The sequence below is a fragment of the Polaromonas sp. YR568 genome, from assembly GCF_943369415.1.
GTDB lineage: Bacteria > Pseudomonadota > Gammaproteobacteria > Burkholderiales > Burkholderiaceae_C > Polaromonas.
Genome location: NZ_CALRNF020000017.1, coordinates 45569 through 70800 on the forward strand (window position 1 = coordinate 45569; position 25232 = coordinate 70800).

Genomic DNA, 25232 nt, shown 5'->3' on the forward strand with positions numbered 1-25232 from the left:
CCCCGCAGCCTTGGTGGGGCCCGCTTCTTATGGCACCATTCTTGCACCCCGGCAAGCATCCCCAAGCCGGCAGCCTGCCCTGAGAGAGCCCCATGGAATTGACGCCCCGCGAAAAAGACAAGCTGCTTATTTTTACGGCTGCCCTGCTGGCCGAAAGGCGCCGCGCCCGCGGCCTCAAGCTCAACTACCCCGAGTCCGTGGCGCTGATCAGCGCCGCCGTCATGGAAGGCGCGCGCGACGGCAAGTCCGTCGCCCAGCTCATGAGCGAGGGCCGCACCGTGCTGACCCGCGCCGACGTGATGGACGGCATCCCCGAGCTGATCCCCGACATCCAGGTCGAAGCGACCTTTCCCGACGGCACCAAGCTGGTCACCGTGCACCAGCCCATCGTCTAAGCGGTTCAGCGCCGCGCCTTTTTCGTCTCAAACTACAACATCGCCCAACAGGAGATCGCCGTGAGTTTTTCCACCCTGCCTTCATCCCGCAGCCTGCGTACCTTGATAGCCCTCGCGGCCTTGTTGCCCGCGGCCGCCTTTGCGCACACCGGCGTGGACGGCCATGCACACCTGAATTTCATGACCGGCTTTTTGCACCCGCTGACCGGCATGGACCACCTCGCGGCCATGGTGGCCGTAGGCCTGTGGAGCGCACTGGCCGCGCGCCGCGCCGGGCCTGAACTGCTGTGGGGCCCGCTGGGTTTTGCCGGCATGCTGCTGGCGGGCGCCTTGCTGGGACTGCAGGGTGTGCAGATTCCCGCGGTCGAGCCCATGATCGCGGCCTCGCTGCTGGTCACGGGCTTGCTGGTGGTGTCGCGCTGGCGTGTGACTGGCATCGCGGCCGCGTTGATCGTCGGCGTGTTCGCCGTCTTCCACGGCCTGGCCCATGGTTATGAACTCGCTGAAGCGCCCAGCGCCTGGGCGACCCTGTCGGGCATGCTGGCCGCCACCGTGCTGCTGCACCTGGCGGGCCTGGGCGCCGGCTGGGCGCTGCGCAGCGCCAATGTATGGTTGCCGCGCGCGGCCGGCGCGGGTGTTGCCCTTTTCGGCGTGGCCCTGCTGGCCAGGCTGGCTTGAGGCGCGCCATGATTCCGGGCGAACTCATCACCGACGGACCCGACCACGTGCTCAACGCGGGCCGGCGCACGCTGACCGTCGTTGTGCAGAACACGGCCGACCGGCCCATCCAGGTCGGCTCGCACTACCACTTCGCCGAAACCAACGGCGCGCTCGGCTTTGACCGCGACGCGGCGCGCGGCATGCGGCTGAACATCGCGTCGGGCACGGCCGTGCGCTTTGAGCCGGGGCAACAGCGCACCGTCGAGCTGGTGGATTTCGCCGGGGACCGCATGGTTTACGGTTTTCGCGGACTCGTGCAAGGAAAACTCTGATGGCAACGATTGGACGCCGCGCCTACGCGGAAATGTTCGGCCCCACGGCCGGTGACCGCCTGCGCCTGGCCGATACCGACCTGGTGGTCGAGGTCGAAGCCGACTACACTTTGCGCGCCGGCAGCTACGGCGAGGAAGTCAAGTTCGGCGGCGGCAAGACGATACGCGACGGCATGGCCCAATCGCAGAAAACCCGGGCCGAAGGCGCCATGGATTGCGTGATGACGAATGCGCTCATCATCGACCACTGGGGCATCGTCAAGGCCGACATCGGCCTCAAGGGCGGGCGCATCGCCGCCATCGGCAAGGCCGGCAACCCCGACACCCAGCCCGGCGTGGACATGATCATCGGCCCCGGCACCGAAATCATCAGCTGCGAAGGCATGATCGTCACGGCCGGCGGCATCGACTCGCACATCCACTTCATCTGCCCGCAGCAGATCGAGGAAGCGCTGACCTCAGGCATCACCACCATGCTGGGCGGCGGCACGGGCCCTGCCACCGGCACCTTCGCGACCACCTGCACGCCCGGCCCCTGGAACATCGAGCGCATGCTGCAAGCGGCCGACGCGTTTCCCATGAACCTGGGCTTCCTCGGCAAGGGCAATGCCAGCCTGCCCGCGGCGCTGCACGAGCAGATCAACGCCGGCGTCATAGGCCTGAAGCTGCACGAAGACTGGGGCACCACGCCCGCCGCCATCAGCAACTGCCTGGACGTGGCGGAGGAAACCGACACCCAGGTCGCCATCCACAGCGACACGCTCAATGAATCCGGATTCGTCGAGAACACGATTGCCGCCACCAAAGGCCGCAGCCTCTGCGCCTTTCACACCGAAGGCGCGGGCGGCGGCCATGCGCCCGACATCCTGCGCGTGGTGGGCGAGGAAAACTTCCTGCCCTCCTCCACCAACCCGACCATGCCCTACACCGTCAACACGCTGGACGAGCACGTCGACATGCTGATGGTGTGCCACCACCTGGACGCCGGCATCGCCGAAGACCTGGCCTTTGCCGAAAGCCGCATCCGCAAGGAAACCATCGCGGCCGAAGACGTGCTGCACGACCTGGGCGCGATCAGCATGTTCAGCTCCGACAGCCAGGCCATGGGCCGCGTCGGCGAGGTCATCATCCGCACCTGGCAGACCGCGCACAAGATGAAGCTGCAGCGCGGCAAACTGCCCGGCGACAGCGAGCGCCACGACAACTTCCGCGCCAAACGCTACATCAGCAAATACACCATCAACCCGGCGATCGCCCACGGCATCTCGCACGAGGTCGGCTCGGTCGAGCCCGGCAAGTGGGCCGACCTGGTGGTCTGGAAGCCGGCCTTCTTCGGCATCAAGCCCTCGGTCATCCTCAAGGGCGGCTTCATCGCGATGGCCGCCATGGGCGACCCGAACGCCTCCATCCCCACGCCGCAGCCCGTGCACTACCGGCCCATGTTCGGCGGCTTCGGCGGCGCGATCGCCAGGGGCTCGCTGACCTTTGTCTCGCAGGCCGGCCTGAACGCCGGCGTCAAGGAACGCTTCGGCCTGGCCAAGACCCTGAGCGCCGTGAAAAACATACGCGGCGTGCGCAAGCAGCACATGGTCCACAATGCCTACCTGCCCAAAATGGAAGTCGACGCCCAGACCTACGCGGTGCGCGCCGACGGGCAGCTGCTGACCTGCGAGCCGGCGACCAGCCTGCCGATGACGCAGCGTTATTTCCTGTTCTAGTCCTGCTTCAGTTTTTAAGGCCTCATGCTCCAGGTTTCCAAAGTCATTTCGCTGGGCGCGGGCCTGGCCCCCGTCCTCGTCAAACGCGCCGCCACCGTCGAGCTCGACTGGGACGTGCGCCAGAAAAGCCGCTTTGACGCGACCGACTCGCTAGGCCGTCAACTGGGCGTCTTCCTGCCGCGCGGCACGCTGGTGCGCGGCGGCGACGTACTGGTGGCTGAAGACGGCTCCATGGTCAAGGTGATTGCCGCGCCGCAGGCGGTGCTGCGCATCACCGCCTGCACGTCGCACGGCTCGCCCTTTGACCTGACGCGTGCGGCCTACCACCTGGGCAACCGCCATGTGCCGATTGAGCTCAAGCCCGATCATTTAAAAATCGAACCCGACCACGTGCTGGCCGACATGCTGCGATCCATGCACCTGATCGTCAACGCAGTCGAGGAGGCGTTTGAGCCTGAAGGCGGTGCCTACAGTTCGGGCGGGCATGGGCATGGCCACAACCATGATCACGATCACGGGAACCATGAACACAGCGATGCGCCTGCTACTGAGGTCGCTGCAGCACCGGCACCGCACGTGCACGGCCCCGACTGCAACCACGGCCATGACCACGAACACCATGACCACGCGCATGAAGCCAAGCCCGTGGCCATCCAGATCCACAAACACAAGCCGCACAGCCACTAGGCCGGCCATGGACATGTCCGCACCGCCCGCAGGACAGCTTCCGGCGTCCAGCCTGCTCCAGCTGATCTGGCTGGCCTCGCCGGCCTTGCCCGTGGGCGGTTTTTCGTACTCGGAAGGCCTGGAGGCCGCCGTCGACTGCGGCGAGGTCACGAGCGAAGCACTGGCCGCGCGCTGGCTCAGCGACCAGTTGCAACTGGCCCTCACGCGCGGCGACCTGGCCGTGATCGCGCAGGCCATTCCGGCCTGGCGCACGGGCGAGCTGGACCGCATCGCCGAACTGAACGCGTGGGTGCTGCAAACGCGCGAGACCAGCGAGTTGCGCGCGCAGGCCGAGCAGATGGGCCGATCGCTGCTGGAATGGCTGCGCAACCATGAAGGCGCCAGCGCAACGCACATCGCGGCCTGCGCCGCGCTGCAGCCGACTTATCCCGTGGCCTATGCGCTCGCGGCCTCGCAAACCGCCGCCGGCGTGCGCGACTGCCTGCTGGCCTATGCCTTCGGCTGGGCCGAAAACATGATGCAGGCCGCGCTCAAATCCGTGCCCCTGGGCCAAAGCGCCGGCCAGCGCATACTGGCCCAGCTGAGCCGCGACATCCCCGGCGCCGTCGAGACGGCGATGCAACTGCCCGACGCTGAGCGCCAGGCTTTTTCCCCCATGCTGGCGATTCTGTCGTCGCAGCATGAGACCCAGTATTCGCGGCTGTTCCGCTCCTGATCCATCCAATCGCTTTTAGGTACCCCATGAGCCTGCACCACATCGCCAATCGCACCAAAAAACTCCCACCGCTGCGCGTGGGCATAGGCGGCCCGGTCGGCTCCGGCAAGACCACGCTGCTTGAAATGCTGTGCAAGGGCATGAAAGCGAAGTACGACCTGGTCGCCATCACCAACGACATCTACACCAAGGAAGACCAGCGCCTGCTGACCGTGAGCGGCGCGCTCGACGCCGAACGCATCATGGGTGTGGAAACCGGCGGCTGCCCGCACACGGCGATCCGCGAAGACGCCTCCATCAACCTGGAAGCAATTGACCGCATGCTGGTGGATTTCCCTGATGCGGACGTCGTGTTCGTCGAATCCGGTGGCGACAACCTGGCCGCCACCTTCAGCCCCGAACTGAGCGACCTGACGATTTATGTGATTGACGTTGCAGCCGGCGAGAAAATTCCGCGCAAGGGCGGGCCGGGCATCACCAAAAGCGATCTGTTCGTGATCAACAAGACCGACCTGGCGCCTTATGTGGGCGCCGACTTGAACGTCATGAAAGAAGACACCATACGCATGCGCACCACGGCCAAGGGTTTGAAACCGTTTGTGATGACCAACCTGAAAACCAGGGACGGCCTCGCCGAGGTGATTGCCTTTATCGAGACCCGGGGCATGCTGCTGCAGCCCGAGGCGCAGGCCGCTTAACTTCGCCTGAGGCCGGTGGCGGGCGGGCCCGCAAAGGCCAGCCGGCAGAAAGTCAGGGAGTGCTTACCCCTGGAATTCGCTGGGATGCACGGTCTCGAACATCTTGCCTTCGTGGAAGAAGACCACCATCCAGTTGCCGAATTTCTGCGTGGGATGCGTGGGGATGACCTCGCTGAGCGCCTGTGCAATCGACTTCTTCAGCGGCATCTCCACCTCCCGTACCTCGGGCGCCAGGGCTTCCACGCTGATCAGCATGAAGGTGCCACTGTCCTGGAGATCGACCCGCGGAAATGACCAACGGGCGGCGGTTGCCTTGACAAAGGCAGTGGCCACTTGTTCGGCCACTTCGGGATGAAAAGCAGGAATCGTCATGGTTTTGGAGGGCGCCTTATCGCTGTAACGGAATGTTTCAATGATGGCTTCCCCCGCGCTTTTCGTCACGAGTCTGAAATAAGTTTTCAGAAAGGAGCGGAAATAGTTCCAGGAAATAATTCCGGTTTTGGGCGTCTGTTCACCGCTTGATGTTTTCGGGGCTTTTAGCGGCCGAAATGGAACTTGACTGGGGGTTTTGACGGTAATTGCCAGTTGGCGCGCTGAAGCAGCGTGAAATTGACTGAAATGGGATAGGTGAAGAAGCCGGCTTTTGGCGGCCCGATGCGGTTGCAGCGCTGGAGGCTGAAGCGGAGGGGTGCGGTGTGAGCGGCGTTAAAGCCAGTGCCACTTGAGTAAGTGGCGGAAGCGGTGAGATTCGAACTCACGGAGGACTTGCATCCTCGGCAGTTTTCAAGACTGCTGCATTCAACCGCTCTGCCACGCTTCCGAGTCGGGTAGTTTAACCGCATCGTTTGCGCAGACGATGGGTCAGATCCACCGCTCGGCTATGAATCGCGGGCTGCTCGTCCGTTCGATGTCCCGGCATACACTCAGGCGCGTCAGATCCTGATGTCGAGCCCCTGGCAAATAACCTCATCGGACGAAAAATGTTTAACTGCATAAAGGCTCGCATGGCCGTGCGCTCAAATTCTGTCGCTGTGCTTGTTTTATGTGTATGTTCGGCTGTGCAGGCGGGCGTGGAGACATGCACAGATATGCTCTTCGGAACTCCGGGGTCTATTGAGGCACGGGCATGCTTCGCACGGGAATTGGCCGCGTTGAATACTCAGATGACCACCGTTGTGAAAGCCATCGAACAGAAAGCCCAGTCAGGGCACACAGCATTCAAGGCAAAGGACCTTGCCGACTCCCAAATCAAATGGAAGCGGCATGTTGACAGTACCTGCTGGCTCGACGCCGCTGGCGCGGGCAATTCGAATGCAGTGTTCGATTACTGCGTGTCAGCTTACGTCGTTCAGAGGCTTGGGCAACTCAAGAACTTGCGCGCGGGCCTGGACGGCGAACCCGTGATGTGGCCTATGTCAAACCTTGATCCCGTGAAGTAACCATCTGGCAAGTCGGTTAACGTCTCGCAGACGCCCTCCTGCCGGCTGTCTTCAGCGCGCCGGCCACGTCGACGATTGCCGCACCAAGGCCTGCGCCTACAGCAAGTGTCGTTAGCCGCGCCAGTTCATGGTACCGGCGCGCGCTAAGCTCTGAGCGATCAATTGATGCTGAACCGGCAACCGCCCTTCAAAGGAGCCCACCATGCGTTTACCAACACTGGCAGCCATTGCCACAACGACTTCCCTGCTGATGTCCGCCTGCGGCACCCCCGCCACCGGCCAGGCGCCCGAGCCCGCGCCCGTATCAGGCCGCTGTAGCGCTGCACCGGCCCAGTTCGCCGTAGGCCGCAATGCGGATTCCGCGCTGGAAAATGAAGCTCGCACGCGCGCCGGTGCGAAGACCGTTCGGGTGCTGAAGCCCAACCAGATCGTGACCATGGAGTTCAATGCAGAGCGGCTCAACCTCTCGGTCGACGATACGGGCCGCGTGACGCGGGTCGCCTGCGGCTGACAGCCGGTAAAGCGAGCGCTGCGAATCAGCGCTTGCCGTTTTTGGCGGCTTGTTGCTGAAGCTGCCGCTTGCGTTTGGCCTTGTTGAGCGACTCGGGCTCGGCCGGGCGGTTGCGCAACACTTGGGCCTCGCGCTCTTCAGCGGCTTTTTTGCGTTTCTTGTCGCGGAAGTGCACAAAGATGCGCCCCAGGCCGAAGCTGATGGCGCAGCTGACAACGAGAAAAATAATGGCGGGAGTTTCCATGCGATTCGGGCCTTCCTTGTTCAGCCGGCCAGGAACAATGACTGCAGGTCGTTCAAAAAATCAAAGCCGCGCTCGGTCGGTTTGACGCGCACGAAATCGCGTTCTATCAAACCCTTGCGTTCGGCTTCGTCCAGGCCTTGCTGGATGGCGGTGAAAGGCAGGCCGGTTTTTTCGGTGAAGTCCTGCAGTTTAAAACCGTCGCGCAGGCGCAAGGCATTGAGCATGAATTCAAACGGCAGGTCGGCGCGGCTGACTTCGGTTTCCTGCGTGACGGCTTCGCCGGCCAGCGCTTTTTCCATGTAGAGCTTGGGTTCGCGGTAGCGGACCTGGCGCACCACACGGTGCGCGAAGCTGAGCTTGCTGTGGGCGCCGGCGCCTATGCCCAGGTAATCGCCGAACTGCCAGTAGTTGAGGTTATGAAAACATTGGTGGCCGGCTTTGGCGTAGGCCGAGACTTCATAGCGCCGCAGTCCGGCGGCCTCGGTCATTTCGGTGATGGTGTCCAGCATGGCGTAGGCCGTGTCTTCCTCGGGCACCACGGGCGGGAATTTCGCGAAGTAGGTGTTGGGCTCTATGGTCAGGTGGTAAATCGAGATGTGAGGCGGCTGCAGCGCGAGGGCCTGGCGCATGTCCTGCTCGAGGTTTTCCATGGTCTGGCCGGGCAGCGCATACATGATGTCGAGGTTGAAGGTGTCAAACGCTTGCGCGGCCTCTTCGACCGCGGCGATGGCCTGGGCGCGGTCGTGCACGCGGCCCAGGGACTTGAGGTGTTTGTCGTCAAAGCTTTGCACGCCGACAGACAGGCGGGTAACGCCAGCGCTGCGAAAGGCCTTGAAGCGGTCTTTTTCAAAGGTGCCGGGGTTGGCTTCGAGGGTGATCTCGCAATCGGCTTCCAGCCTCAGGCGCGCGCGTATGTCGGCAAGCAGGCGGTCTATGGCCTGCGGCGAAAACAGGCTGGGCGTGCCGCCGCCTATGAAGATGCTGTGCACGGTGCGGCCCCAGACCAGGGGCAACGCGGCTTCCAGGTCGGCGATGAGCGCGTCGATGTAGCGTTGCTCGGGCATCTCGCCGACGGCTTCGTGCGAGTTGAAGTCGCAGTATGGGCATTTGCGTATGCACCAAGGCAGGTGCACATAGAGCGACAGCGGCGGCAGCGCGGCCAGTTGCAGCGTGCCGCTGCGCATGTAGTGCTGGATGTCTTGCCGCGGGGCCATGGCGGGTGTCAGGGTGTCAGGCTGCGGGCAGCCATTGTTCGCGCATGAGCTCGATCATCCGGCGCGCGGCCTTGCCGCGATGGCTGTTGGCATTCTTGATTTCAACGGGCAACTGCGCAAAGGTTTTTCCGAACTCGGGGATGAACATCACAGGGTCGAAGCCAAAGCCCTTGTCGCCCACGGGCTGAGCCGCGATCTGCCCGGCGACGCGGCCTGAGGCGATCAGCGGCTCGGGATCCTTGTCGGAACGCACGGCCACCAGCGTACTGACAAGTGCGGCGCGGCGCTGGGCGGGATCGGCCAGGTGGGCCATCTGTTCGAGCAGGGCCTTGACGTTGTTGTCGTCCCCCTTGGTGTAGCCAAAGCGCGTGGCGTAGAAGGCGGTGTCGACGCCGGGCAGGCCGCCGAAAGCATCGACGCACAGGCCCGCATCGTCGGCCAGCGCGGGAAGGCCGCTCAGGCGCGAGGCCTGGCGGGCTTTGGTGAGGGCGTTTTCGACAAAGGTGCGAAAAGGCTCCTCAGCCTCGGGCAGGCCGAGTTCGGCCTGGCTCACGAGCTCCAGCCCCAGGGGCGCGAACATGGCCTTGAGCTCGGCGAGCTTGCCCTGGTTGTTGGAGGCTAAAACGATTTTTTTCATGGGCGGCGGGAGGTCAGCCGGCCAGCGCCTGCTTCTGCAGGCCGACCAGTTCGGTAATGCCTTTTTCGGCGAGCACCAGCAGCGCGTCCATTTCCTTGCGCGAGAAGGCCGCGCCTTCGGCCGTGCCCTGCACTTCGACGTAATTGCCGGCCCCGGTCATGACGACGTTCATGTCGGTGTCGCAGGCGGAGTCTTCGGTGTATTCGAGGTCCAGCAGGGGCGTGCCTTGCACGATGCCGACGGAGATGGCGGCGACGTGGTCGATGATGGGGCTTTGCGTGAGCTTGCCGCTGGCGATCAGGGTGTTGACGGCGTCCTGCGCGGCGACGAAGGCGCCGGTGATGCTGGCGGTGCGGGTGCCGCCGTCGGCCTGGATGACGTCACAGTCGAGGTGTATGGTGCGCTCGCCGAGCTTCTTGAGGTCAAACACGGAGCGCATGGAGCGGCCTATCAGGCGCTGGATTTCCTGCGTGCGGCCGCTTTGTTTGCCGCGCGCGGCTTCGCGGTCGCTGCGGGTGTGGGTGGCGCGGGGCAGCATGCCGTATTCGGCGGTGACCCAGCCTTCGCCGCTGCCTTTTTTGTGGCCGGGGACTTTTTCCTCGACCGAGGCGGTGCACAGCACCTTGGTGCCGCCGAACTCGATCAGCACGGAGCCTTCGGCGTAAGCGGTGTAGTGGCGGGTGATGCGCACGCCGCGCAGGGCGTCGGCGGCGCGCGCGCCGCTTCGTTCAAACTGGCTCATGGGAATGGCTTTCTGGCAAAAACGCCGGAGGAAAAGACGGATGTGGCGGGTGAAAAAGTACAGGGAAAAGGAGAAAGGAGGACGAGGCGCTTGCGGCGCCGGCCTCCGGATCAGGCTTTTCTGGCGGCCGAGCGGCGTATGGCTTCGTTGATCTCGGCGATCGAGCGCTCTATGGTGGCTTCGTCGAGGTCATCGACCACCGAGTCGAGCACGCCGGCCTGGATGGTGGAGGCGAAGACGCCGTCCATGATGCTGTCGGTGGAGACGCCGCGGGTGGATTCGAAGGCGTCGGGGGTTTCCCACTCCATGGCCAGCACGGTGACGTTGTCGCTGTGCTCGCCGCCGGTGCGCAGGGCGTTCTCGACCAGGTCGGGCACGGCGTCGGAAACACCCTTGCTGGCCAGCTGGCGCACGATTTCGGCGTCGCTGAGGCTGCCCCAGAGGCCGTCGGAGCACAGCAGCAGCTTGTCGCCCTGCTGCAGGGTGACGGGGCCGGTGACGTCAAAGACGGGTTTGGTGGGTGAACCCAGGCAGGTGAACAGGATGTTGCGGTTGATGCGCTCGAGCTTGATGACGCCTGCGCTTTGCTGCTCAAGGTAGGAGTGGTCGCGGGTGCGGGTGAGCATCTCGCCGTCGCGCACGACGTACAGGCGCGAATCGCCGCAGTGCACCCAGGTCGCGCCAGTGCCTTGCAAAATGGCGGCCACCAGCGTGGTGCGGGGCGTGTCAAGCATGCCCTTTTCGCTGGCGTAGCGGATGATCTGGTGGTGCGCCGCCATCAGGGCGGTGGACAGGAATTCGGTCGTGTCTTCAATGACGGGGCGCGCCTCCTTCTGGTAGAGCGCCGAGATGGTCTGCAGGGCGAGCTGGGCCGCCACTTCGCCTTCAGGATGGCCGCCCATGCCGTCGGCCAGCACAAAAAGGCCCGATTCGCGCGTGTAGCAATAGCCCATGCGGTCTTCGTTCTTCTCGCGCCCGCCTTTACGGCTTACCTGAAAGACTGAGAATTTCATTTGAATTTCGTCGCATAGCCGGTGGCCTTGCGCGCGGTTTTTTTGGTGTCGGACACCATGTTGTCAAACTGCAGGCGAACCTTTTCGCTGACGGTGAGCTTGGTGTAGCGGCGCTCGCCCTCCCGGCTCAGCTCTTTTTGCAGGGCGAACACCGACTGGGGGCGCGACAGGGGATCGAGCGACATGCACCACTCTACAACCTCGATCAGGTTGTCGGAATAGACGCCGCGCAGGCGCGACAGGGCCAGCGACAGACGGTCTTTTTCGAGGCGTTGCGGCGCGTCGTTGGGCGGGTAGCCCTGCATGGTGGCGTAAATGCAGGCGCCTATCGCGTAAATATCGGTCCACGGGCCCATGGATGAATCGCGGCGGTACATCTCGGGCGCGGCAAAGCCGGGCGTGTACATGGGGCGGATGAAGTTGCCTTCCTTGCTCAGCACTTCGCGGGCGGCGCCGAAGTCGATCATGACCGCGCGGTTGTCGTCGGTGATGAAGATGTTGGCGGGCTTGATGTCCAGGTGCAGCATCTTGTGCTGGTGCACGATGCGCAGGCCGCGCAGGATTTCGTCGAACAGCGAGCGGATGGTGGATTCGCGGAAGACCTTCTGCTTTTTGAGCTCGCGGGCCGTGATGATGAAGTCCTGGAGGGTGCCGCCTTCCAGGTAGTTCATCACCATGTAGACGGTTTCGTTCTCGCGGAAGAAATTCAGCACGCTGACGACGGAACCGTGGGAAATCTGGGCGAGGGAGCGGCCTTCTTCGAAAAAGCTCTTGAGCCCGAGGCGGTACAGCGAGAGTTTTTCCGCCTGGACCTGGGGAAGCAGCTCGCCGGGTGAGCGGCTGGCCAGGGAGGACGGCAGGTATTCCTTGATGGCGACCTGCTGGCCCTCGTTGTCGACAGCCAAGTAAACTACCCCGAAGCCTCCGGCCGAAAGCTTTCGCACAACACGATAGCCACCAATGACGGTGTCGGGCGGCAATGGTGCAGGCTTGACCTTTGACATAATTTGGGGTTACCCAAGCATGACAATGGCCAGCTTGGTCTTTGGTTCTCTCTCTAGTCTAGTAAAGCGTATCTACAAATGTCAGTTTACAGCATGACGGGTTATGCGACCGTGCAATCGAGCATGGCGCAATCCGGCCCGGAAACTGAATCGGGCCCGGACGCCAGCGCGCGCCTGGGGGTCGAAATACGCTCCGTCAACAGCCGCTTCCTGGACCTGGCCTTCCGCCTGCCCGACGAGCTGCGCCAGGCCGAACCGGCGCTGCGTGAACTGCTCACCGGCAAACTCAAGCGGGGCAAGGTCGAAGTCCGGGTGTCGCTCGAAAGCGCAAGCTCAGGCAACCTGCGCGCGCCCTCCTCGGCCACGCTGCAGCGCCTGGGCTCCCTGGAAGACAGCATCAAATCATGGTTGCCGCAGGCCGCGGCACTGAGCGTCGCAGATATTCTCAGAATTGCGACGAATGAAGACAAAAAACCACACGACTACAGCGAAGAGCTGCTCAAGCTGGCCAAAAAGGCCCTCAAGGAGCTGATGGCGGCCCGCGAGCGGGAAGGCGCGCGTCTGGCGGAAATGCTGCTGGACCGCACGGCGCAGCTGCGCGCGCTGGCGGCGCTGGCGGTGCCCATGGTCCCCAAACTGGTGGAACAGCAGAAAAGCCGCTTCCTCGAACGCTGGAAAGAGGCCATGGCGCTTTCCGAGAGCGCCACGCTGCCGGAAATCGCCCAGGACCGGGCCCTGACCGAAGCCACGGCGTTTGCCATCCGCATCGACGTGGCGGAGGAAATCACCCGGCTGTCCTCGCATCTCGACGAAATCGACCGTCTGCTGGCCAGCGGCGGGGAACTGGGCAAGCGCCTGGATTTCCTGATCCAGGAGCTGCACCGCGAAGCCAATACACTGGGTTCCAAATCCGCGTCGCTGGAACTCACCCGCATTTCCGTGGACATGAAGGTGCTGATCGAGCAGATCCGCGAGCAGGTCCAGAACATCGAATAGTGCCCAAGCCCTCCCAGTCTTCCTGAGTCCCTCTAATTAATATCAGCCACCCCCTACCCAACGCCCGTACGCATGGACTATCCCGGAAATCTTTTTGTCGTGGCCGCCCCCAGCGGGGCGGGCAAATCCAGCCTGGTGAAGGCCCTGATGGAGCTGGACTCCCGCATCCAGCCGGCGGTGTCGCACACCACCCGCCCACCGCGCGGGCAGGAAAAGCACGGCAGGGAGTACTTTTTCTCGTCGCCCGAGGATTTCGACGGCATGGTGCTGCGCGATTCCTTCCTGGAATGGGCCCATGTGCACGGCCACCGCTACGGCACTTCGCGCCAGACGATCGAGGAGCGCATCGCCACCGGCGCCGACGTGATCCTGGAGATCGACTTCCAGGGCGCCATCAACATCAAACGGATTTTTGCCAACGCGGTGCTGATTTTCATCCTGCCGCCGAGCTGGGAAGAGTTGCGCTCGCGCCTGCAGCGGCGCGGCGAGGACAGCGCCGAAGTCATCGAATTGCGGCTCAAGAACGCGGCCACCGAGATGGCCCAGGCCCGGGAATTCGACTTCGTTATAATCAACGAGTTGTTTGAGAGGGCAGTTTTCGACCTGAAAACCATTGTGCATGCCCAACGGCTCAAGTTTTCGGCCCAGCGGCGTGCCCGTGCCGAGACCTTCCAGGCCCTTCAAATTCCCTGATTTCACCGCTTTTCACCTTATCGATCACACCGGAGATCACCATGGCCCGCATTACCGTTGAAGACTGCCTCGAGAAAATCCCGAACCGCTTTCAGCTGGTTCTGGCCGCCACCTACCGCGCGCGCATGCTGAGCCAGGGCCATGCCCCCAAGATCGAAAGCAAGAACAAGCCCGCCGTGACCGCCTTGCGCGAAATCGCCGAAGGCAAAATCGGCCTCGAAATGCTGAAAAAAGTCCCAAGCTGAGAGCCTTCTCTGCTTCGCAAAAAGCACCGAAATTCGGTGCTTTTTTCATTTCCAAACCTATAAAGGCCATTTTTCTCAAATTTTTTTCGCACCGCGATACATTTGAGGCATGAGCGCCATGCTTTCGCCCGTAGTTGCCAGCAAATCGACCCCGGCCGCCGCCAATGCAGCGGCCGCGAGTTTTGCCGCGCTCACTGCAAAGCTGGACTACCTGAGCGCCGCCGACATCGACAATGTCCGCCGCGCCTACCGTTTTGCCGATGAGGCCCACCTGGGCCAGTTGCGCAACAGCGGCGAGCCCTACATCACCCACCCGATCGCCGTCGCGCAGCAGTGCGCTGAATGGAAGCTGGACGCGCAGGCGCTCATGGCCGCCCTGCTGCATGACGCGATCGAAGACTGCGGCGTCACCAAGCCGGAATTGATTGAACGCTTCGGCGCGCCGGTGGCAGAACTGGTGGACGGGCTGACCAAGCTCGAGAAACTCGAATTCAACACCCGCGAGGAAAACCAGGCCGAGTCCTTCCGCAAGATGCTGCTGGCCATGGCGCGCGACGTGCGGGTCATCCTGATCAAGCTGGCCGACCGCACCCACAACATGCGCACGCTGGGCGACGTGCCGCGCGCCAAGTGGACACGGATTTCGCGCGAAACCCTGGACATCTACGCGCCCATCGCCCACCGCCTGGGCCTGAACACCACCTACCGCGAGCTGCAGGACCTGTCCTTCCAGCACCTGCACCCCTGGCGCTACGCCACGCTGACCAAGGCGCTGCAGCGGGCGCGCGGCCGCAGGCGCGACGTGATAAAACGCGTGCAGGGCGAAGTCGAGTCGGCCTTCGTCAACGCGCAGGTGCCGGTGGTCATCTCGGGGCGCGAGAAGACGCTGTACTCCATCTACCGCAAGATGGAGGAAAAGCACCTGTCTTTCGCCCAGGTCACCGACCTTTATGGCTTCCGGGTGATCGTCAAAGACCTGACCGCCTGCTACACGGCCATGGGCGTGCTGCACCAGCTCTACAAGCCGCTGCCCGGCAAGTTCAAGGACTACATCGCGATCCCCAAGATCAACGGCTACCAGTCGCTGCACACCACGCTGGTCGGCCCCTTCGGCACCAACATCGAATTCCAGATGCGCACCGACGCCATGCACGTGGTGGCCGAGTCCGGCGTGGCGGCCCACTGGCTTTACAAGGCCACGGATCCCGACAGCGATGCCTCGCAGCGCCTGGGCACGCAGTGGCTGCAGTCGCTGCTGGACATCCAGCAGGAAACACGCGATGCCGCCGAGTTCTGGGACCACGTCAAGATCGACCTGTTCCCCGAAGCGGTTTACGTGTTCACGCCGAAGAGCCAGATCATGGCCATGCCGCGCGGCGCCACCATCGTGGACTTTGCTTACGCCATCCACAGCGACGTGGGCCACCGCGCCGTGGCCGCCAAGGTCAACGGCGAGCAGGTTCCGCTGCGCTCCGAACTGCACAACGGCGACGTGATTGAAATCATCACGGCCTCGGTCTCCAGCCCCAACCCGGGCTGGCTGGGCTTTGTGCGCACCGGCAAGGCGCGCTCCAAGATACGCCACCACCTCAAGACCATGGCGCTGTCGGAATCGCAGGACCTGGGCGAAAAAATGCTGGCCCAGGCGCTGCGCGCCGAAGGCATAGAGCGCGAGCGCCTGCCCGAGGACGATGAGGCCCACCACGCGACCTGGGAAAAAATCCTGCGTTTTACCGGCAATCGCACGCGTGCCGACTTGCTGACCGACATCGGCTTGGGCAAACGCATCGCCAGCATGGTGGCCAAGCGCATCGTGGCGCTGCTGGCCGAGACCGGCGAAAAACCCAATGCGCTGCTGATGAGCCGTGAGCGCTACACCGCCCATGAATCGGTGTCGCAAGGCGGGCTGGTGATAGACGGCAGCGAAGGCGCTTCGGTGCAGTTCGCGCCCTGTTGCAGGCCCATCCCGGGTGACGGCATCGTGGGCTACCTGGGCCGCGGCGAAGGCCTGGTCATCCATACCGACGACTGCGCCGTCGCCAAGCGCCTGCAGCACCGCGACAGTGAGCGCTTCATCGCCGTCGACTGGTCGGACGAACCGGTGCGCACCTTTGAGACCAACCTGCTGGTCACGGTCTCCAATGGGAAGGGTGTGCTGGCAAGGGTGGCGGCCGCGCTGGCCAGCGCCGAGGCCGACATCACGCATGTCGACATGGAGCATGAGCCTTCGCATGACGCGACGGACCTGCGCTTTGGCGTGGCGGTGCGCGACCGTGTGCACCTGGCCTCGGCTCTGCGCAGCGTCAAGCGCACGCCTTCCGTGCTGCGGGTGCAGCGCGCCAAGTCGACCGCCTAGCCCGCTGGTCAGCCGGCCGTGCGTTCGTCGGGCGCCGGGTAGTCGACCTTCAGCACTTCCAGCGTCTGCACGCCCTGCGGCGTCACCAGGCTTACCTCGTCCCCCACCCGTGATTTGAGCAGCGCGCGCGCAACCGGCGATATCCAGCTGATTTGCCCCAGGGCGCTGTTGGCTTCGTCTATGCCCAGGATGGTCACAACGCGCTCGGCGCCGCTGTCGTCGGCATAGGTTACCGTGGCACCGAAGAAAGCCTGGTCGCTGCCGTGATGGAGGGAGGGATTGCTGATTTCGGCGATTTCCAGCCGCTGCGTCAGGAAGCGTATGCGCCTGTCGATTTCGCGCAAGCGCTTTTTGCCATAGTGGTAGTCGCCGTTTTCCGAGCGGTCGCCGTTGCTGGCCGCCCAGTGGACGATTTCCACCATTTTGGGGCGCTCGTTGTCGATCAGGTCCAGCAACTCGCTGCGCAGGCGCTCGTAGCCCTGAGGCGTGATGTAGTTTTTGCCGCCCGCAGGCAGGGGCGCGAGTGCCGGCTCGTCGTCCTCGGCTTCGGTTTCTTTGGTAAAGGCTTTGTTCATGCTCCGGCCACCATAGCATTCACGGCCGGCGGCCGCGAACGCCTAGAAATCTTCCATTCCCAGCACCAGGGGATTGTCGGGTGTGTAGGCCATACCCGCCACGACCATGTCGGCGGCCCGGGCGTGAATCATTTCAGCATCGCGCTCGTAGGCTTTTTTAAGGGAATCCGGCTCCGGGACGGCACCGAAAAACTCCTCCATCGCCTCGCGCGAAATCCTGACGGGAATGGTGCTGCCTGCGTGCGACAGGCCAAAACTCAGCCAGTCGCCGTGGTCCTCGACGTTCAGTGATCCCATGTCTCTCCTCCGGAATAAGCTTCCAGAATAACGGAGCTCCCGCCGGACGTACAGCCCATCGGGCGCCGTACAGCCCCAGGAAAACCACTAAAACCACCCGCGAACCGCCCGCAGAAAGAAAAATAGCCTAGAGGCGTGAGCCTCTAGGCTATTGAAATCACTAATAAAAGTGGTGCGGCTGGCAGGAATTGAACCCACGACCCCTTGGTTCGTAGCCAAGTACTCTATCCAACTGAGCTACAGCCGCTAAGCCTCAAATTATAGCTTATTTAAATGGTAGGGCGTGAGTGACTTGAACACTCGACCAAAGGATTATGAGTCCTCTGCTCTAACCAACTGAGCTAACGCCCCACACAAGACAGGGATTGTAAGGGCCTCCGGGAACCTGTCTGGTTCCGGGGCCTACTTGCTGTGGCTGAGCGCCGTGCTGACCAGTTTGGAGGTGATGTCGACAATCTGGATCATTTTTTCGTAGGGCATGCGCATGGGGCCGATGACGCCCAGCGTACCCACGACCTGGCCGTCGACCTCGTAGGGCGCGGTGACCACCGAGAGCTCCTGGTAGGGAATGACCTGGCTTTCGCCGCCTATGTAGATGCGAACGCCTTCGGCGCGGCTGGACACGTCGAGCAGGCGCATCAGCTGCGCCTTTTGTTCGAACAGGTCGAACAGCTTGCGCAGGTTGCCCATGTCGCCGGAGAAGTCGCTGACGGCCAGCAGGTTGCGCTCGCCCGAGATCACGACCTCATCGCGCGACTCGATGGCTTCGGTGCTGACCTTGACCGCCGCCTGCATCAGCGTGGCGATTTCGCCCCTGAGCGCGTCGACCTCGTTTTTCAGGCGCTCGCGCACTTCCTCGATGGCCATGCCGGCGTAGTGCGAGTTGAGGAAATTGGCGGCCTCCACCAGTTGCGACTGGGTGTAGTCGGCCTCGGTGAAGATGACCCGGTTCTGCACGTCGCCGTCGGGCGAGACGATGATGACCAGGAAGCGTTTTTCCGACAGGCGCAAAAATTCGATGTGGCGGAACACCGAGGTGCGGCGCGGCGCCATGACCACGCCGACGAATTGGGAAAGGCTGGACAGCATGTGCGCCGCATTGCTGAGCACCTTCTGCGGCTGGTCGGGCGCCAGGCGGGGTGCGCCTATCTGGCCGGAGGCGGGAAACGCGTCGCGCTGCGTGGTCAGCATGGTGTCGACGAAGAGGCGGTAGCCGCGCGCCGTGGGAATGCGGCCGGCCGAGGTGTGCGGGCTGACGATGAGGCCGAGCTCCTCGAGGTCGCTCATCACGTTGCGTATGGTGGCGGGCGACAGCTCGAGGCCGGAGGCCTTGGACAGCGTGCGTGAGCCCACCGGCTGCCCGTCGGCAATGTAGCGCTCTACCAGCGCTTTGAGTAGCAACCGCGCACGATCATCAAGCATGGGGACATTCTACGAAGCTTGGACCGGATGTTGTGATGTAATTTGCCGATGAAGTCGCAATTCCGCCATGTCGCACTGATCGGCAAGTACCACGCACAAGGTTCCCGGTCCGCGCTGGAGGAGATCGCGCATTTTCTGGGCACCCAGGGCTGCGAGGTCGCCATCGAGCAGGATACCGCCAGCAACACGGGCCTGACACAATTCCCCACGCTGGATGCCGCCGGCATAGGCGCTCAGTGCGACCTGGCCCTGGTGGTGGGCGGCGACGGCACCATGCTGGGCATAGGCCGGCTGCTGGCGCAGTTCGGCATTCCCCTGGTCGGCATCAACCAGGGCCGCCTCGGCTTCATCACCGACATCGCCTTCGAGGACTACCAGAGCACGCTGATTCCCATGCTGCGCGGCGAATACGAGGAAGACCGCCGCTGGATGATGCAGGCCAAGGTCGTGCGCGACGGACGCTGTGTCTTCAGCGCCACTGCGATGAACGACGTCGTGGTCAACCGCGGCGCGACGGCCGGCATGGTGGAGCTTCGCGTCGAGGTCGACGGCCGCTTCGTGGCCAACCAGCGCGCGGACGGCCTGATCATCGCCTCGCCGACCGGCTCCACGGCCTATGCCCTTTCCGCCGGCGGCCCCCTGCTGCATCCATCGATTGCCGGCTGGGTGCTGGCGCCGATTGCGCCGCACACGCTGTCGAACCGGCCCATCGTGCTGTCCGATTCGGGCGAGATCACGATCGAGATCGTCGCGGGCCGCGACGCCAGCGCCAATTTCGACATGCAGTCGCTGGCCAGCCTGCTGCACGGCGACCGCATCACCGTCAGGCGTTCGGAACACCAGATGCGCTTCCTGCACCCTAAGGGCTGGAGCTACTTTGACACCCTGCGCAAGAAACTTCACTGGAATGAAGGCGTGGCCTGAACGGCCCGGAATAAAGCCATGAGCCTCAAAAGCATCTCGCTTCGCGACTTCGTCATCGTCCACGAACTCGAACTGGACCTGTCCGCCGGGTTCACCGTGCTGACCGGTGAAACCGGCGCCGGCAAATCCATCCTGATCGACGCGCTGCAACTGGCCCTGGGCGCGCGCGCCGACGCCGGCGTGATCCGCGAAGGCGCGGCGCGCTGCGAGATCAGCGTCGAGTTCGACAGCCCCGAAAGCCTGTCCCCCTGGCTGGAGCAGGCCGGCTTCGACGGCGGCGACAGCCTGCTGCTGCGCCGCACGATAGACGTGCAGGGCAAAAGCAGGGCCTGGATCAACGGCAGCGCGGCCACCGCCACGCAGCTCAAGGAAATCGCCGACCAGCTGGTAGACATCCACGGCCAGCACGCCTGGCAAAGCCTGACGCGGCCCGACGCGGTGCGCGGCCTGCTGGACTCCTATGCCGACGTTTCCACCGACGAACTCTCGCGCCGCTGGCAGCAATGGCGTGTGGCACAGAAAACACTGGCCGAAGCGCGCGACGCCCAGGACAGCCTGCAGCGCGAACGCGAGCGCCTGGCCTGGCAGATCGGCGAAGTCGACAAGCTCGCGCCCGGCGCCGACGAGTGGGAAGACCTCAATGCCCAGCACGGTCGCCTGTCGAACGCCCAGGCGCTGCGCGACGCGGTGCAAACCGCCGTCGATGCCTTGCAGGAGTCCGACGAGAACGCCAACGCCCTGCTGGGCCGCGCGATTGCGACGCTGCAAGGCCAGGAACACATAGAGCCCGAGTTCAAGGCCATGGTGGAGGTCCTGAACGGCGCGCTGGCGCAGATGGAAGACACCGTGCACTCGCTCAATGGCTATGCCCGCCATGCCGAGCTGGAGCCGCAGCGGCTCGCCGAACTGGACGAGCGCCTGTCGCAATGGGTCAGCCTGGCGCGCCGCTACAAGCGCACGCCGGCCGAATTGCCGGAACTGCTGGCGTCCTGGCAGGCCGAATTGCAAAAACTCAATGCCGCGGCCGACCTGGCCCAGCTTGAAAAGAACGAGAGCCAGGCCAAGGCCGCCTACCTCGAGGAAGCCGGCCAGGTTTCCAAGGCCCGAGGCAAGGCCGCGCCCAAGCTGGCCAAGGCCATCACCCTGGCCATGCAGGGCCTGGGCATGCAGGGCGGCAAGTTCGACGTGGCGCTCGGCAAACTCGATCAACCGGCCCAGCACGGGCTGGAACAGGCCGAATTCCTGGTGGCCGGCCACGCCGGCAGCACGCCGCGCCCGGTCGGCAAGGTGGCCTCGGGCGGCGAACTCTCGCGCATTGCGCTGGCCATTGCCGTCACCACCAGCCAGCTCGGGCAGGCTGAAACATTGATTTTTGATGAGGTGGATTCAGGTGTGGGCGGCGCTGTCGCCGAAACCGTGGGCCGCCTCATGAAGCAACTGGGCAAGGACCGCCAGGTCATGGCCGTCACCCACCTGCCCCAGGTGGCGGCCTGCGCCGACCAGCACCTGGTGGTCGCCAAGCGCTCCGAAAACGGCAGCACCATCAGCACCGTCGACCATGTGAACGGCGAGCAGCGCGTGGCTGAAATCGCCCGCATGCTGGGTGGCGAACGCCTCTCGGGCACCACGCTGGCCCATGCCAAGGAAATGCTGGGTCAGTGATGGCGGCGCTGGAAATGGTCCTCATCACCGGCATGTCGGGCTCCGGCAAATCCGTGGCCCTGCATGCGCTGGAAGATGCCGGCTATTACTGCGTCGACAACCTGCCGCCCGAGCTGCTCACGCCCTTCGTCGCGCTGGAGCAGCGGCACGGCGCGCAGAAGGTGGCGATCGCCATGGACGTGCGCAGTGCGACCTCGCTGCCGCTGGTTCCCCAGCAGTTGCGCCAGCTGCGCGAGTCCGGCGTGGTGGTGCAGTCGCTGTTCCTGGACGCCAACACGGAAACCCTGGTGCGACGTTTCTCCGAGACACGCCGGCTGCATCCGCTCTCACGCATCGATGCCTCCGACCAGCACCGCGCGCTGGTGGACGCCATCGAGCTGGAGCGCGAACTGCTCGGTGAAATGCGCGAGCAGGCCCACGTGCTCGACACCAGCATGATCCGGTCTTCGCAGCTGCAAGGTTATGTGAAGTCGCTGATTTCCTCGCCGATCACGCAACTGACGCTGGTGTTCGAATCTTTCGCATTCAAGCGCGGTGTGCCGCTGGATGCCGACTACGTCTTCGACGTGCGCATGCTGCCCAACCCGCATTACGAATCCGGCCTGCGCCATTTGACGGGACGCGACCAGCCCGTGGTGGACTACCTCAAGGGGCATTCCGAGGTCGGCGAGATGTTCGGTCACATCGAGCAATTCATCAAACACTGGCTGGGCGCCCTGGTGCGCGACCATCGCAGCTATGTGACGGTCGCCATCGGCTGCACAGGCGGCCAGCACCGCTCGGTATACCTGGTCGAGGAACTAGCCGCAACGTTCAGCCCGCATTGGCGCACGCTGAAGCGGCACCGTGAACTGGATGCGGGCTAAACCCTAGCGCTGTACGGCAAGCAGCTTGCGTATGGGCGCAGGCAGGCCCAAGGCAGGCCATGCATCCGGGCTGAACCACGCACCCGGCCGCTCCTCTGACACCACCGCCTTGGGCAAGGACTGGCCGGCGCCAAAACCCGCGACCCACGGCGACAGGTACAAGTCCTTGTGAGTCAACACGTGCACAAACTGCGGCAAGGGATCAAGCCGCGATTGCAACGAAGCCGGCAGCACCGCCTTCAACTCGTCGTCGCTGTCAAACACGGGCAGGCAATACAAGCCGCCCCAGACGCCGCGGCCGGGACGCCTTTCCAGCCAGACCGAGCCATCGGGGCGCTGCGCCCACAGCAGGCTCAGGCCCTGGGCGCTGCGCTTGAGCTTGCGAGTCTTCACGGGGTATTTCCCGGGATCGCCCTCGGCAAAACCACGGCACAGCTTCTGCACCGGGCACAGCAGGCACTGCGGCTGGCGGCCCGCGCAAATCGTAGCGCCCAGGTCCATCAAGCCCTGGGTGTAGCGCGGCATGGCGTCCGGCAAATCTTTCTTCGGAAGCAGCTCCGTCGCCTGGTTCCACAGCGCTTTTTCATTGGCGCTTTGCGCGAGGTCGGCGGAAAACGCCAGCACCCGCGTGAGCACCCGCTTGACGTTGCCGTCCAGGATGGCCACGCGCTCGCCGAAGCAGAAAGAGGCGATGGCGGCAGCGGTTGAGCGGCCTATGCCGGGCAGGGTCTGCAACTGCTCTGCCGTGGCCGGAAAACGCCCACCATGCAGGGCCATGACATCTTTCGCGCAGCGGTGCATGTTGCGCGCGCGGCTGTAGTAACCCAGTCCGCTCCACAAACCGAGCACCTCATCTTCGCTCGCGGCGGCCAGTTCGGCGACCGTGGGAAAGCGCGCAAGGAAGCGGGTGTAGTAGTCGAGGACGGTGGCAACCTGGGTCTGCTGCAGCATGATCTCGGACAGCCACACGCGGTAAGGGTCACGCGTGTTCTGCCAGGGCAGGCTGTTGCGCCCGTGCGTGCCTTGCCAACGGACTATCTCCGCGGAGAAACCGGACAGGGTTGGGGGTGCGGCCTGCTTCATCGCCGGCTTCGCGCCTCGGCCTCGGATAGGCAAACGCGCAGGAAGGCTGGGAGACCTGCCGGCAAGGCTCAGGCTGCCTCGGGCATGGCTGCGGCTTCGGCGGCGGCCTTGCCGGCGCCCTGCGCCTTGTCCTGCGCCGAAGGGCCGCCCATCAGGTGCGCGGTCAGCTCGGTGAGCTTGTTGTCCAGCTCGTTGAGCACGCCCTCCTGCTCGTCGATCTCGGCGATGCGCTCATCCAGGCCTGACGCGGCCTGCTGGATGCGCTCAATAGCCTCCAGCCTCCGGCCGAAATTGCGGCGCCGCTCGCGCAACTGGGCGTCCAGCTGCGAAGCGGCGGACTTGTTCCAGAGTTCCACCTCGCCCAGCGCGGTCTCGTAGACCACGCGCAGGCGCGTGGCCAGCGCGCGCACCAGGCGCTCGGAAAAATCCGCCTGCGAGAGCTTGATGACGTTGCCCAGCCCGAGGTACTGCAGGTGGCTTCGCTCTATCAGTTCGAGGTCGTGCTCGTAGCGAATCAGTTCGGGCTCTTTGGGCGCCTGCAGCGAAAAACTGAATTCGGAATTGAGTTGGCGGAAGGACGCCGTCAGCATGGACTGGATTTCACCGCTCAGGATTTGCGACTTCTGCAGGCCCTCGCGCAGGCGCGAGAAAGTCTGCCCATAGGCTTTTTTGACGCCCAGCTTGATGCCCGGCTGCTTCAGTGCATGCGTGAGCTCGGCCAGTTCGGCCTTGAGGGTCGGCGTGCTGAGCAGGTTGAACAGGTCGCGCAGCATCTTGAGATGGACCGACCGCACCGCGTGGATCTTGGAGCCGCTGGTGTCGAACTCGGCCTGTTCCTGCTCGATGCGTGTGCGCATGTGCTTGATGACCGACACGTTTTTGCCGCGCAGGCCGCGAAGTTCGATCATCTGCTCGGCCAGGTCGCGCCGGCGTATGTGCATGGCACGCCCGGCTTCCGTCCTGAGTTCGCCGATGCCCGCCGCCACCGCCGTCCGCAGGATTTTCTGGCGCTGCCCCATCACGCCCTGGCCCAATGCCAATTCAAGCGCCGGCAGGTTGCTGGACTCCAGCAATGCCTTGTCGCGGGTGACCTTGGCCACCAGCCCCTTCTGGGCGGAAACGGGGATGACTTGCGACTCCGGCAGGCCGAGGATTTCGGCCGAGGTCGCGCGTTGCCGGTCTATCTGGGCTTTCACCTGCTCGGGCGTGCTCAGCGCATCCCAGAGCGTGTCTATCTTGTTGAGCACCACCAGGCGCGCATCGGTGCCGTCGCCCTCAGTGATCAGGTGTTCGCGCCAGATCGCCAGGTCGGACTTGGTGACGCCGGTATCGGCCGCCAGGATGAAGACCACGGCGTGCGCCTGCGGAATCAGGCTCACCGTCAGTTCGGGCTCCGCGCCTATGGCGTTCAGGCCGGGCGTGTCCAGGATCACCAGGCCCTGCTTGAGCAACGGGTGGGCGATGTTGATGAGCGCGTGGCGCCATTTGGGCACTTCGATCAGGCCGTCGGCGCCGGCCAGCGGGTTGTCGTCGGGATTCGCGTCGTGCCAGAAGCCGAGCGCGCGGGCTTCGTCCTTGGTGACGTGGCGCACTTCGGCGACTTTTTCGAGTGCCTGGGCAAGTTGCGCCGGATCGTTGACGTCCAGGTCCAGCCGCGTCCACTTTTCGGGCGCCGAGCGCCACTCCATCAACGCCTGCTTCTGCAGGCGCGTCTCGATGGGCAGCAGGCGCAGGCAGGGCGGCACGTCCGCGTCGTAGCCGAGCTCGGTCGGGCACATGGTGGTGCGGCCGGCGCTGGCCGGCATGATGCGGCGGCCGTAGCCGGCAAAGAAAATCGCATTGATCAACTCGGACTTGCCGCGTGAGAATTCCGCCACAAAAGCCACCATGACCTTGTCGGAACGCACCTGGGATTCAAGCCGCTGAAGACGCTCCTCGACGGCCGCGTCGAGCAGGTCATGGTCTTTCATCCACTCAGCGAGCAGCTTCAGGCGCAGTGCAAATTCACGCCGCCAAGCGCCATGCTGGTCAAATTGTTCGTTAAAAGACATCGGTCTTCCGTTAAGTGTGGTCGGTCAATATAGCATCGCAGCCCCGAAAGAAC

29 protein-coding genes and 3 tRNA genes are annotated in these 25232 nt (G+C 63.9%); 16 read left to right on the forward strand and 16 right to left on the reverse strand.

The features are described from left to right. Nucleotides 1-92 precede the first annotated feature (92 nt). From ACLV74_RS12460 to ureG, 7 genes are read left to right on the forward strand one after another with little or no spacing between them, the layout of a single operon-like run. Nucleotides 93-395, forward strand: coding sequence for an urease subunit gamma (locus tag ACLV74_RS12460; protein ID WP_007874763.1), 303 nt, complete (start codon nt 93-95; stop codon nt 393-395). A gap of 60 nt (nt 396-455) precedes the next feature. Then, entirely contained in the window at nt 456-1073 is a 618-nt protein-coding gene (locus ACLV74_RS12465) for a HupE/UreJ family protein (RefSeq protein ID WP_411879705.1), read from the forward strand. An 8-nt stretch (nt 1074-1081) separates the two neighbouring features. Continuing rightward, a complete protein-coding gene (locus tag ACLV74_RS12470; protein WP_411879706.1) occupies nt 1082-1387 on the forward strand; it encodes an urease subunit beta in 306 nt (101 codons plus the stop codon). Continuing rightward, nucleotides 1387-3105 (forward strand): urease subunit alpha, encoded by a 1719-nt coding sequence (gene ureC, locus ACLV74_RS12475; protein ID WP_411879707.1) that lies wholly within the window; start codon nt 1387-1389, stop codon nt 3103-3105. The genes ACLV74_RS12470 and ureC overlap by 1 nt, the downstream gene beginning before the upstream one ends. 24 nt (nt 3106-3129) lie before the next feature. Next, nucleotides 3130-3792 carry an urease accessory protein UreE gene (gene ureE, locus ACLV74_RS12480; protein ID WP_411879708.1) on the forward strand — a complete coding sequence of 221 codons (663 nt, stop codon included), beginning with the start codon at nt 3130-3132 and terminating at the stop codon, nt 3790-3792. Nucleotides 3793-3805: 13 nt separating this feature from the next. Further along, nucleotides 3806-4507: an urease accessory protein UreF gene (locus tag ACLV74_RS12485; protein WP_411879709.1), complete on the forward strand. Its 702-nt coding sequence runs from the start codon at nt 3806-3808 to the stop codon at nt 4505-4507. Between the two features lie 26 nt (nt 4508-4533). After that, nucleotides 4534-5205, forward strand: a complete 672-nt coding sequence (gene ureG / locus ACLV74_RS12490) for an urease accessory protein UreG (RefSeq protein ID WP_411879710.1) — start codon at nt 4534-4536, stop codon at nt 5203-5205. A 63-nt stretch (nt 5206-5268) separates the two neighbouring features. On the opposite strand, the gene ACLV74_RS12495 is transcribed toward ureG, so the two are convergent. From ACLV74_RS12495 to ACLV74_RS12505, 3 genes are all read right to left on the reverse strand, one after another. Continuing rightward, entirely contained in the window at nt 5269-5646 is a 378-nt protein-coding gene (locus ACLV74_RS12495) for a hypothetical protein (protein WP_411879711.1), read from the reverse strand. A gap of 95 nt (nt 5647-5741) precedes the next feature. Beyond that, nucleotides 5742-5963: a hypothetical protein gene (locus tag ACLV74_RS12500; protein WP_411879712.1), complete on the reverse strand. Its 222-nt coding sequence runs from the start codon at nt 5961-5963 to the stop codon at nt 5742-5744. Further along, a tRNA-Ser gene (locus ACLV74_RS12505) sits at nt 5936-6025 on the reverse strand. The genes ACLV74_RS12500 and ACLV74_RS12505 overlap by 28 nt, the downstream gene beginning before the upstream one ends. Nucleotides 6026-6293: 268 nt before the next feature. Between ACLV74_RS12505 and ACLV74_RS12510 the strand changes: the two genes are divergently transcribed. Next, nucleotides 6294-6644 (forward strand): lysozyme inhibitor LprI family protein, encoded by a 351-nt coding sequence (locus tag ACLV74_RS12510; protein ID WP_411879713.1) that lies wholly within the window; start codon nt 6294-6296, stop codon nt 6642-6644. Between the two features lie 202 nt (nt 6645-6846). Next, nucleotides 6847-7155, forward strand: a complete 309-nt coding sequence (locus ACLV74_RS12515) for an I78 family peptidase inhibitor (RefSeq protein ID WP_411879714.1) — start codon at nt 6847-6849, stop codon at nt 7153-7155. A 25-nt stretch (nt 7156-7180) separates the two neighbouring features. Here the strand turns inward: ACLV74_RS12515 and ACLV74_RS12520 are convergent, their stop codons facing one another. From ACLV74_RS12520 to ACLV74_RS12545, 6 genes are all read right to left on the reverse strand, one after another. Continuing rightward, nucleotides 7181-7399: a hypothetical protein gene (locus ACLV74_RS12520; protein WP_411879715.1), complete on the reverse strand. Its 219-nt coding sequence runs from the start codon at nt 7397-7399 to the stop codon at nt 7181-7183. Between the two features lie 20 nt (nt 7400-7419). After that, nucleotides 7420-8613 (reverse strand): radical SAM family heme chaperone HemW, encoded by a 1194-nt coding sequence (gene hemW / locus ACLV74_RS12525; RefSeq protein WP_411879716.1) that lies wholly within the window; start codon nt 8611-8613, stop codon nt 7420-7422. Between the two features lie 16 nt (nt 8614-8629). Continuing rightward, nucleotides 8630-9250: an RdgB/HAM1 family non-canonical purine NTP pyrophosphatase gene (rdgB, locus tag ACLV74_RS12530; RefSeq protein ID WP_411879717.1), complete on the reverse strand. Its 621-nt coding sequence runs from the start codon at nt 9248-9250 to the stop codon at nt 8630-8632. 13 nt (nt 9251-9263) lie between these two features. Beyond that, the gene (gene rph / locus ACLV74_RS12535) at nt 9264-9992 is read right to left on the reverse strand and encodes a ribonuclease PH (protein ID WP_411879718.1); all 729 of its coding nucleotides are present in this window, start codon (nt 9990-9992) and stop codon (nt 9264-9266) included. 110 nt (nt 9993-10102) lie between these two features. Beyond that, nucleotides 10103-11005 (reverse strand): PP2C family protein-serine/threonine phosphatase, encoded by a 903-nt coding sequence (locus ACLV74_RS12540; protein ID WP_411879719.1) that lies wholly within the window; start codon nt 11003-11005, stop codon nt 10103-10105. Continuing rightward, nucleotides 11002-12009, reverse strand: a complete 1008-nt coding sequence (locus ACLV74_RS12545; protein ID WP_348046394.1) for a serine/threonine-protein kinase — start codon at nt 12007-12009, stop codon at nt 11002-11004. The genes ACLV74_RS12540 and ACLV74_RS12545 overlap by 4 nt, the downstream gene beginning before the upstream one ends. Nucleotides 12010-12087: 78 nt before the next feature. Here ACLV74_RS12545 and ACLV74_RS12550 point away from each other — a divergent pair, with 78 nt between their 5' ends. The 4 genes from ACLV74_RS12550 to ACLV74_RS12565 all read left to right on the forward strand — a co-directional run bounded on the left by ACLV74_RS12550 (nt 12088) and on the right by ACLV74_RS12565 (nt 16299). Then, nucleotides 12088-13005, forward strand: a complete 918-nt coding sequence (locus ACLV74_RS12550) for a YicC/YloC family endoribonuclease (protein WP_411879720.1) — start codon at nt 12088-12090, stop codon at nt 13003-13005. Nucleotides 13006-13077: 72 nt separating this feature from the next. Continuing rightward, nucleotides 13078-13698, forward strand: a complete 621-nt coding sequence (gmk, locus tag ACLV74_RS12555) for a guanylate kinase (RefSeq protein ID WP_411879721.1) — start codon at nt 13078-13080, stop codon at nt 13696-13698. 41 nt (nt 13699-13739) lie between these two features. Further along, nucleotides 13740-13943, forward strand: coding sequence for a DNA-directed RNA polymerase subunit omega (rpoZ, locus tag ACLV74_RS12560; RefSeq protein ID WP_411879722.1), 204 nt, complete (start codon nt 13740-13742; stop codon nt 13941-13943). A gap of 109 nt (nt 13944-14052) precedes the next feature. Beyond that, nucleotides 14053-16299 carry a RelA/SpoT family protein gene (locus ACLV74_RS12565; RefSeq protein WP_411879723.1) on the forward strand — a complete coding sequence of 749 codons (2247 nt, stop codon included), beginning with the start codon at nt 14053-14055 and terminating at the stop codon, nt 16297-16299. Nucleotides 16300-16307: 8 nt separating this feature from the next. On the opposite strand, the gene greB is transcribed toward ACLV74_RS12565, so the two are convergent. From greB to hrcA, 5 genes are all read right to left on the reverse strand, one after another. Continuing rightward, a complete protein-coding gene (gene greB / locus ACLV74_RS12570) occupies nt 16308-16874 on the reverse strand; it encodes a transcription elongation factor GreB (protein ID WP_411879724.1) in 567 nt (188 codons plus the stop codon). Between the two features lie 42 nt (nt 16875-16916). After that, the gene (locus ACLV74_RS12575) at nt 16917-17171 is read right to left on the reverse strand and encodes a hypothetical protein (RefSeq protein WP_411879725.1); all 255 of its coding nucleotides are present in this window, start codon (nt 17169-17171) and stop codon (nt 16917-16919) included. A 170-nt stretch (nt 17172-17341) separates the two neighbouring features. Then, nucleotides 17342-17418 (reverse strand) — tRNA-Arg (locus ACLV74_RS12580). Nucleotides 17419-17445: 27 nt separating this feature from the next. Continuing rightward, nucleotides 17446-17522: transfer RNA gene (locus ACLV74_RS12585), tRNA-Ile, on the reverse strand. Between the two features lie 51 nt (nt 17523-17573). Further along, nucleotides 17574-18593 (reverse strand): heat-inducible transcriptional repressor HrcA, encoded by a 1020-nt coding sequence (gene hrcA, locus ACLV74_RS12590; protein ID WP_411879726.1) that lies wholly within the window; start codon nt 18591-18593, stop codon nt 17574-17576. 48 nt (nt 18594-18641) lie between these two features. Between hrcA and ACLV74_RS12595 the strand changes: the two genes are divergently transcribed. The 3 genes from ACLV74_RS12595 to rapZ are packed head-to-tail and all read left to right on the forward strand — an operon-like array spanning nt 18642 to nt 22045. Further along, the gene (locus ACLV74_RS12595) at nt 18642-19517 is read left to right on the forward strand and encodes an NAD kinase (protein ID WP_411879727.1); all 876 of its coding nucleotides are present in this window, start codon (nt 18642-18644) and stop codon (nt 19515-19517) included. 18 nt (nt 19518-19535) lie between these two features. After that, a complete protein-coding gene (recN, locus tag ACLV74_RS12600) occupies nt 19536-21179 on the forward strand; it encodes a DNA repair protein RecN (protein WP_411879728.1) in 1644 nt (547 codons plus the stop codon). Continuing rightward, the gene (gene rapZ / locus ACLV74_RS12605) at nt 21179-22045 is read left to right on the forward strand and encodes an RNase adapter RapZ (protein WP_411879729.1); all 867 of its coding nucleotides are present in this window, start codon (nt 21179-21181) and stop codon (nt 22043-22045) included. Before recN ends, rapZ begins: the two co-directional genes overlap by 1 nt. A 3-nt stretch (nt 22046-22048) precedes the next feature. Here rapZ and mutY read toward each other — a convergent pair whose 3' ends face one another. Further along, on the reverse strand, nt 22049-23128 hold the full coding sequence (gene mutY / locus ACLV74_RS12610) for an A/G-specific adenine glycosylase (RefSeq protein ID WP_411879730.1): 1080 nt from the start codon (nt 23126-23128) through the stop codon (nt 22049-22051). 68 nt (nt 23129-23196) lie between these two features. After that, nucleotides 23197-25179, reverse strand: coding sequence for a dynamin family protein (locus tag ACLV74_RS12615; RefSeq protein ID WP_411879731.1), 1983 nt, complete (start codon nt 25177-25179; stop codon nt 23197-23199). Nucleotides 25180-25232 lie beyond the last annotated feature (53 nt).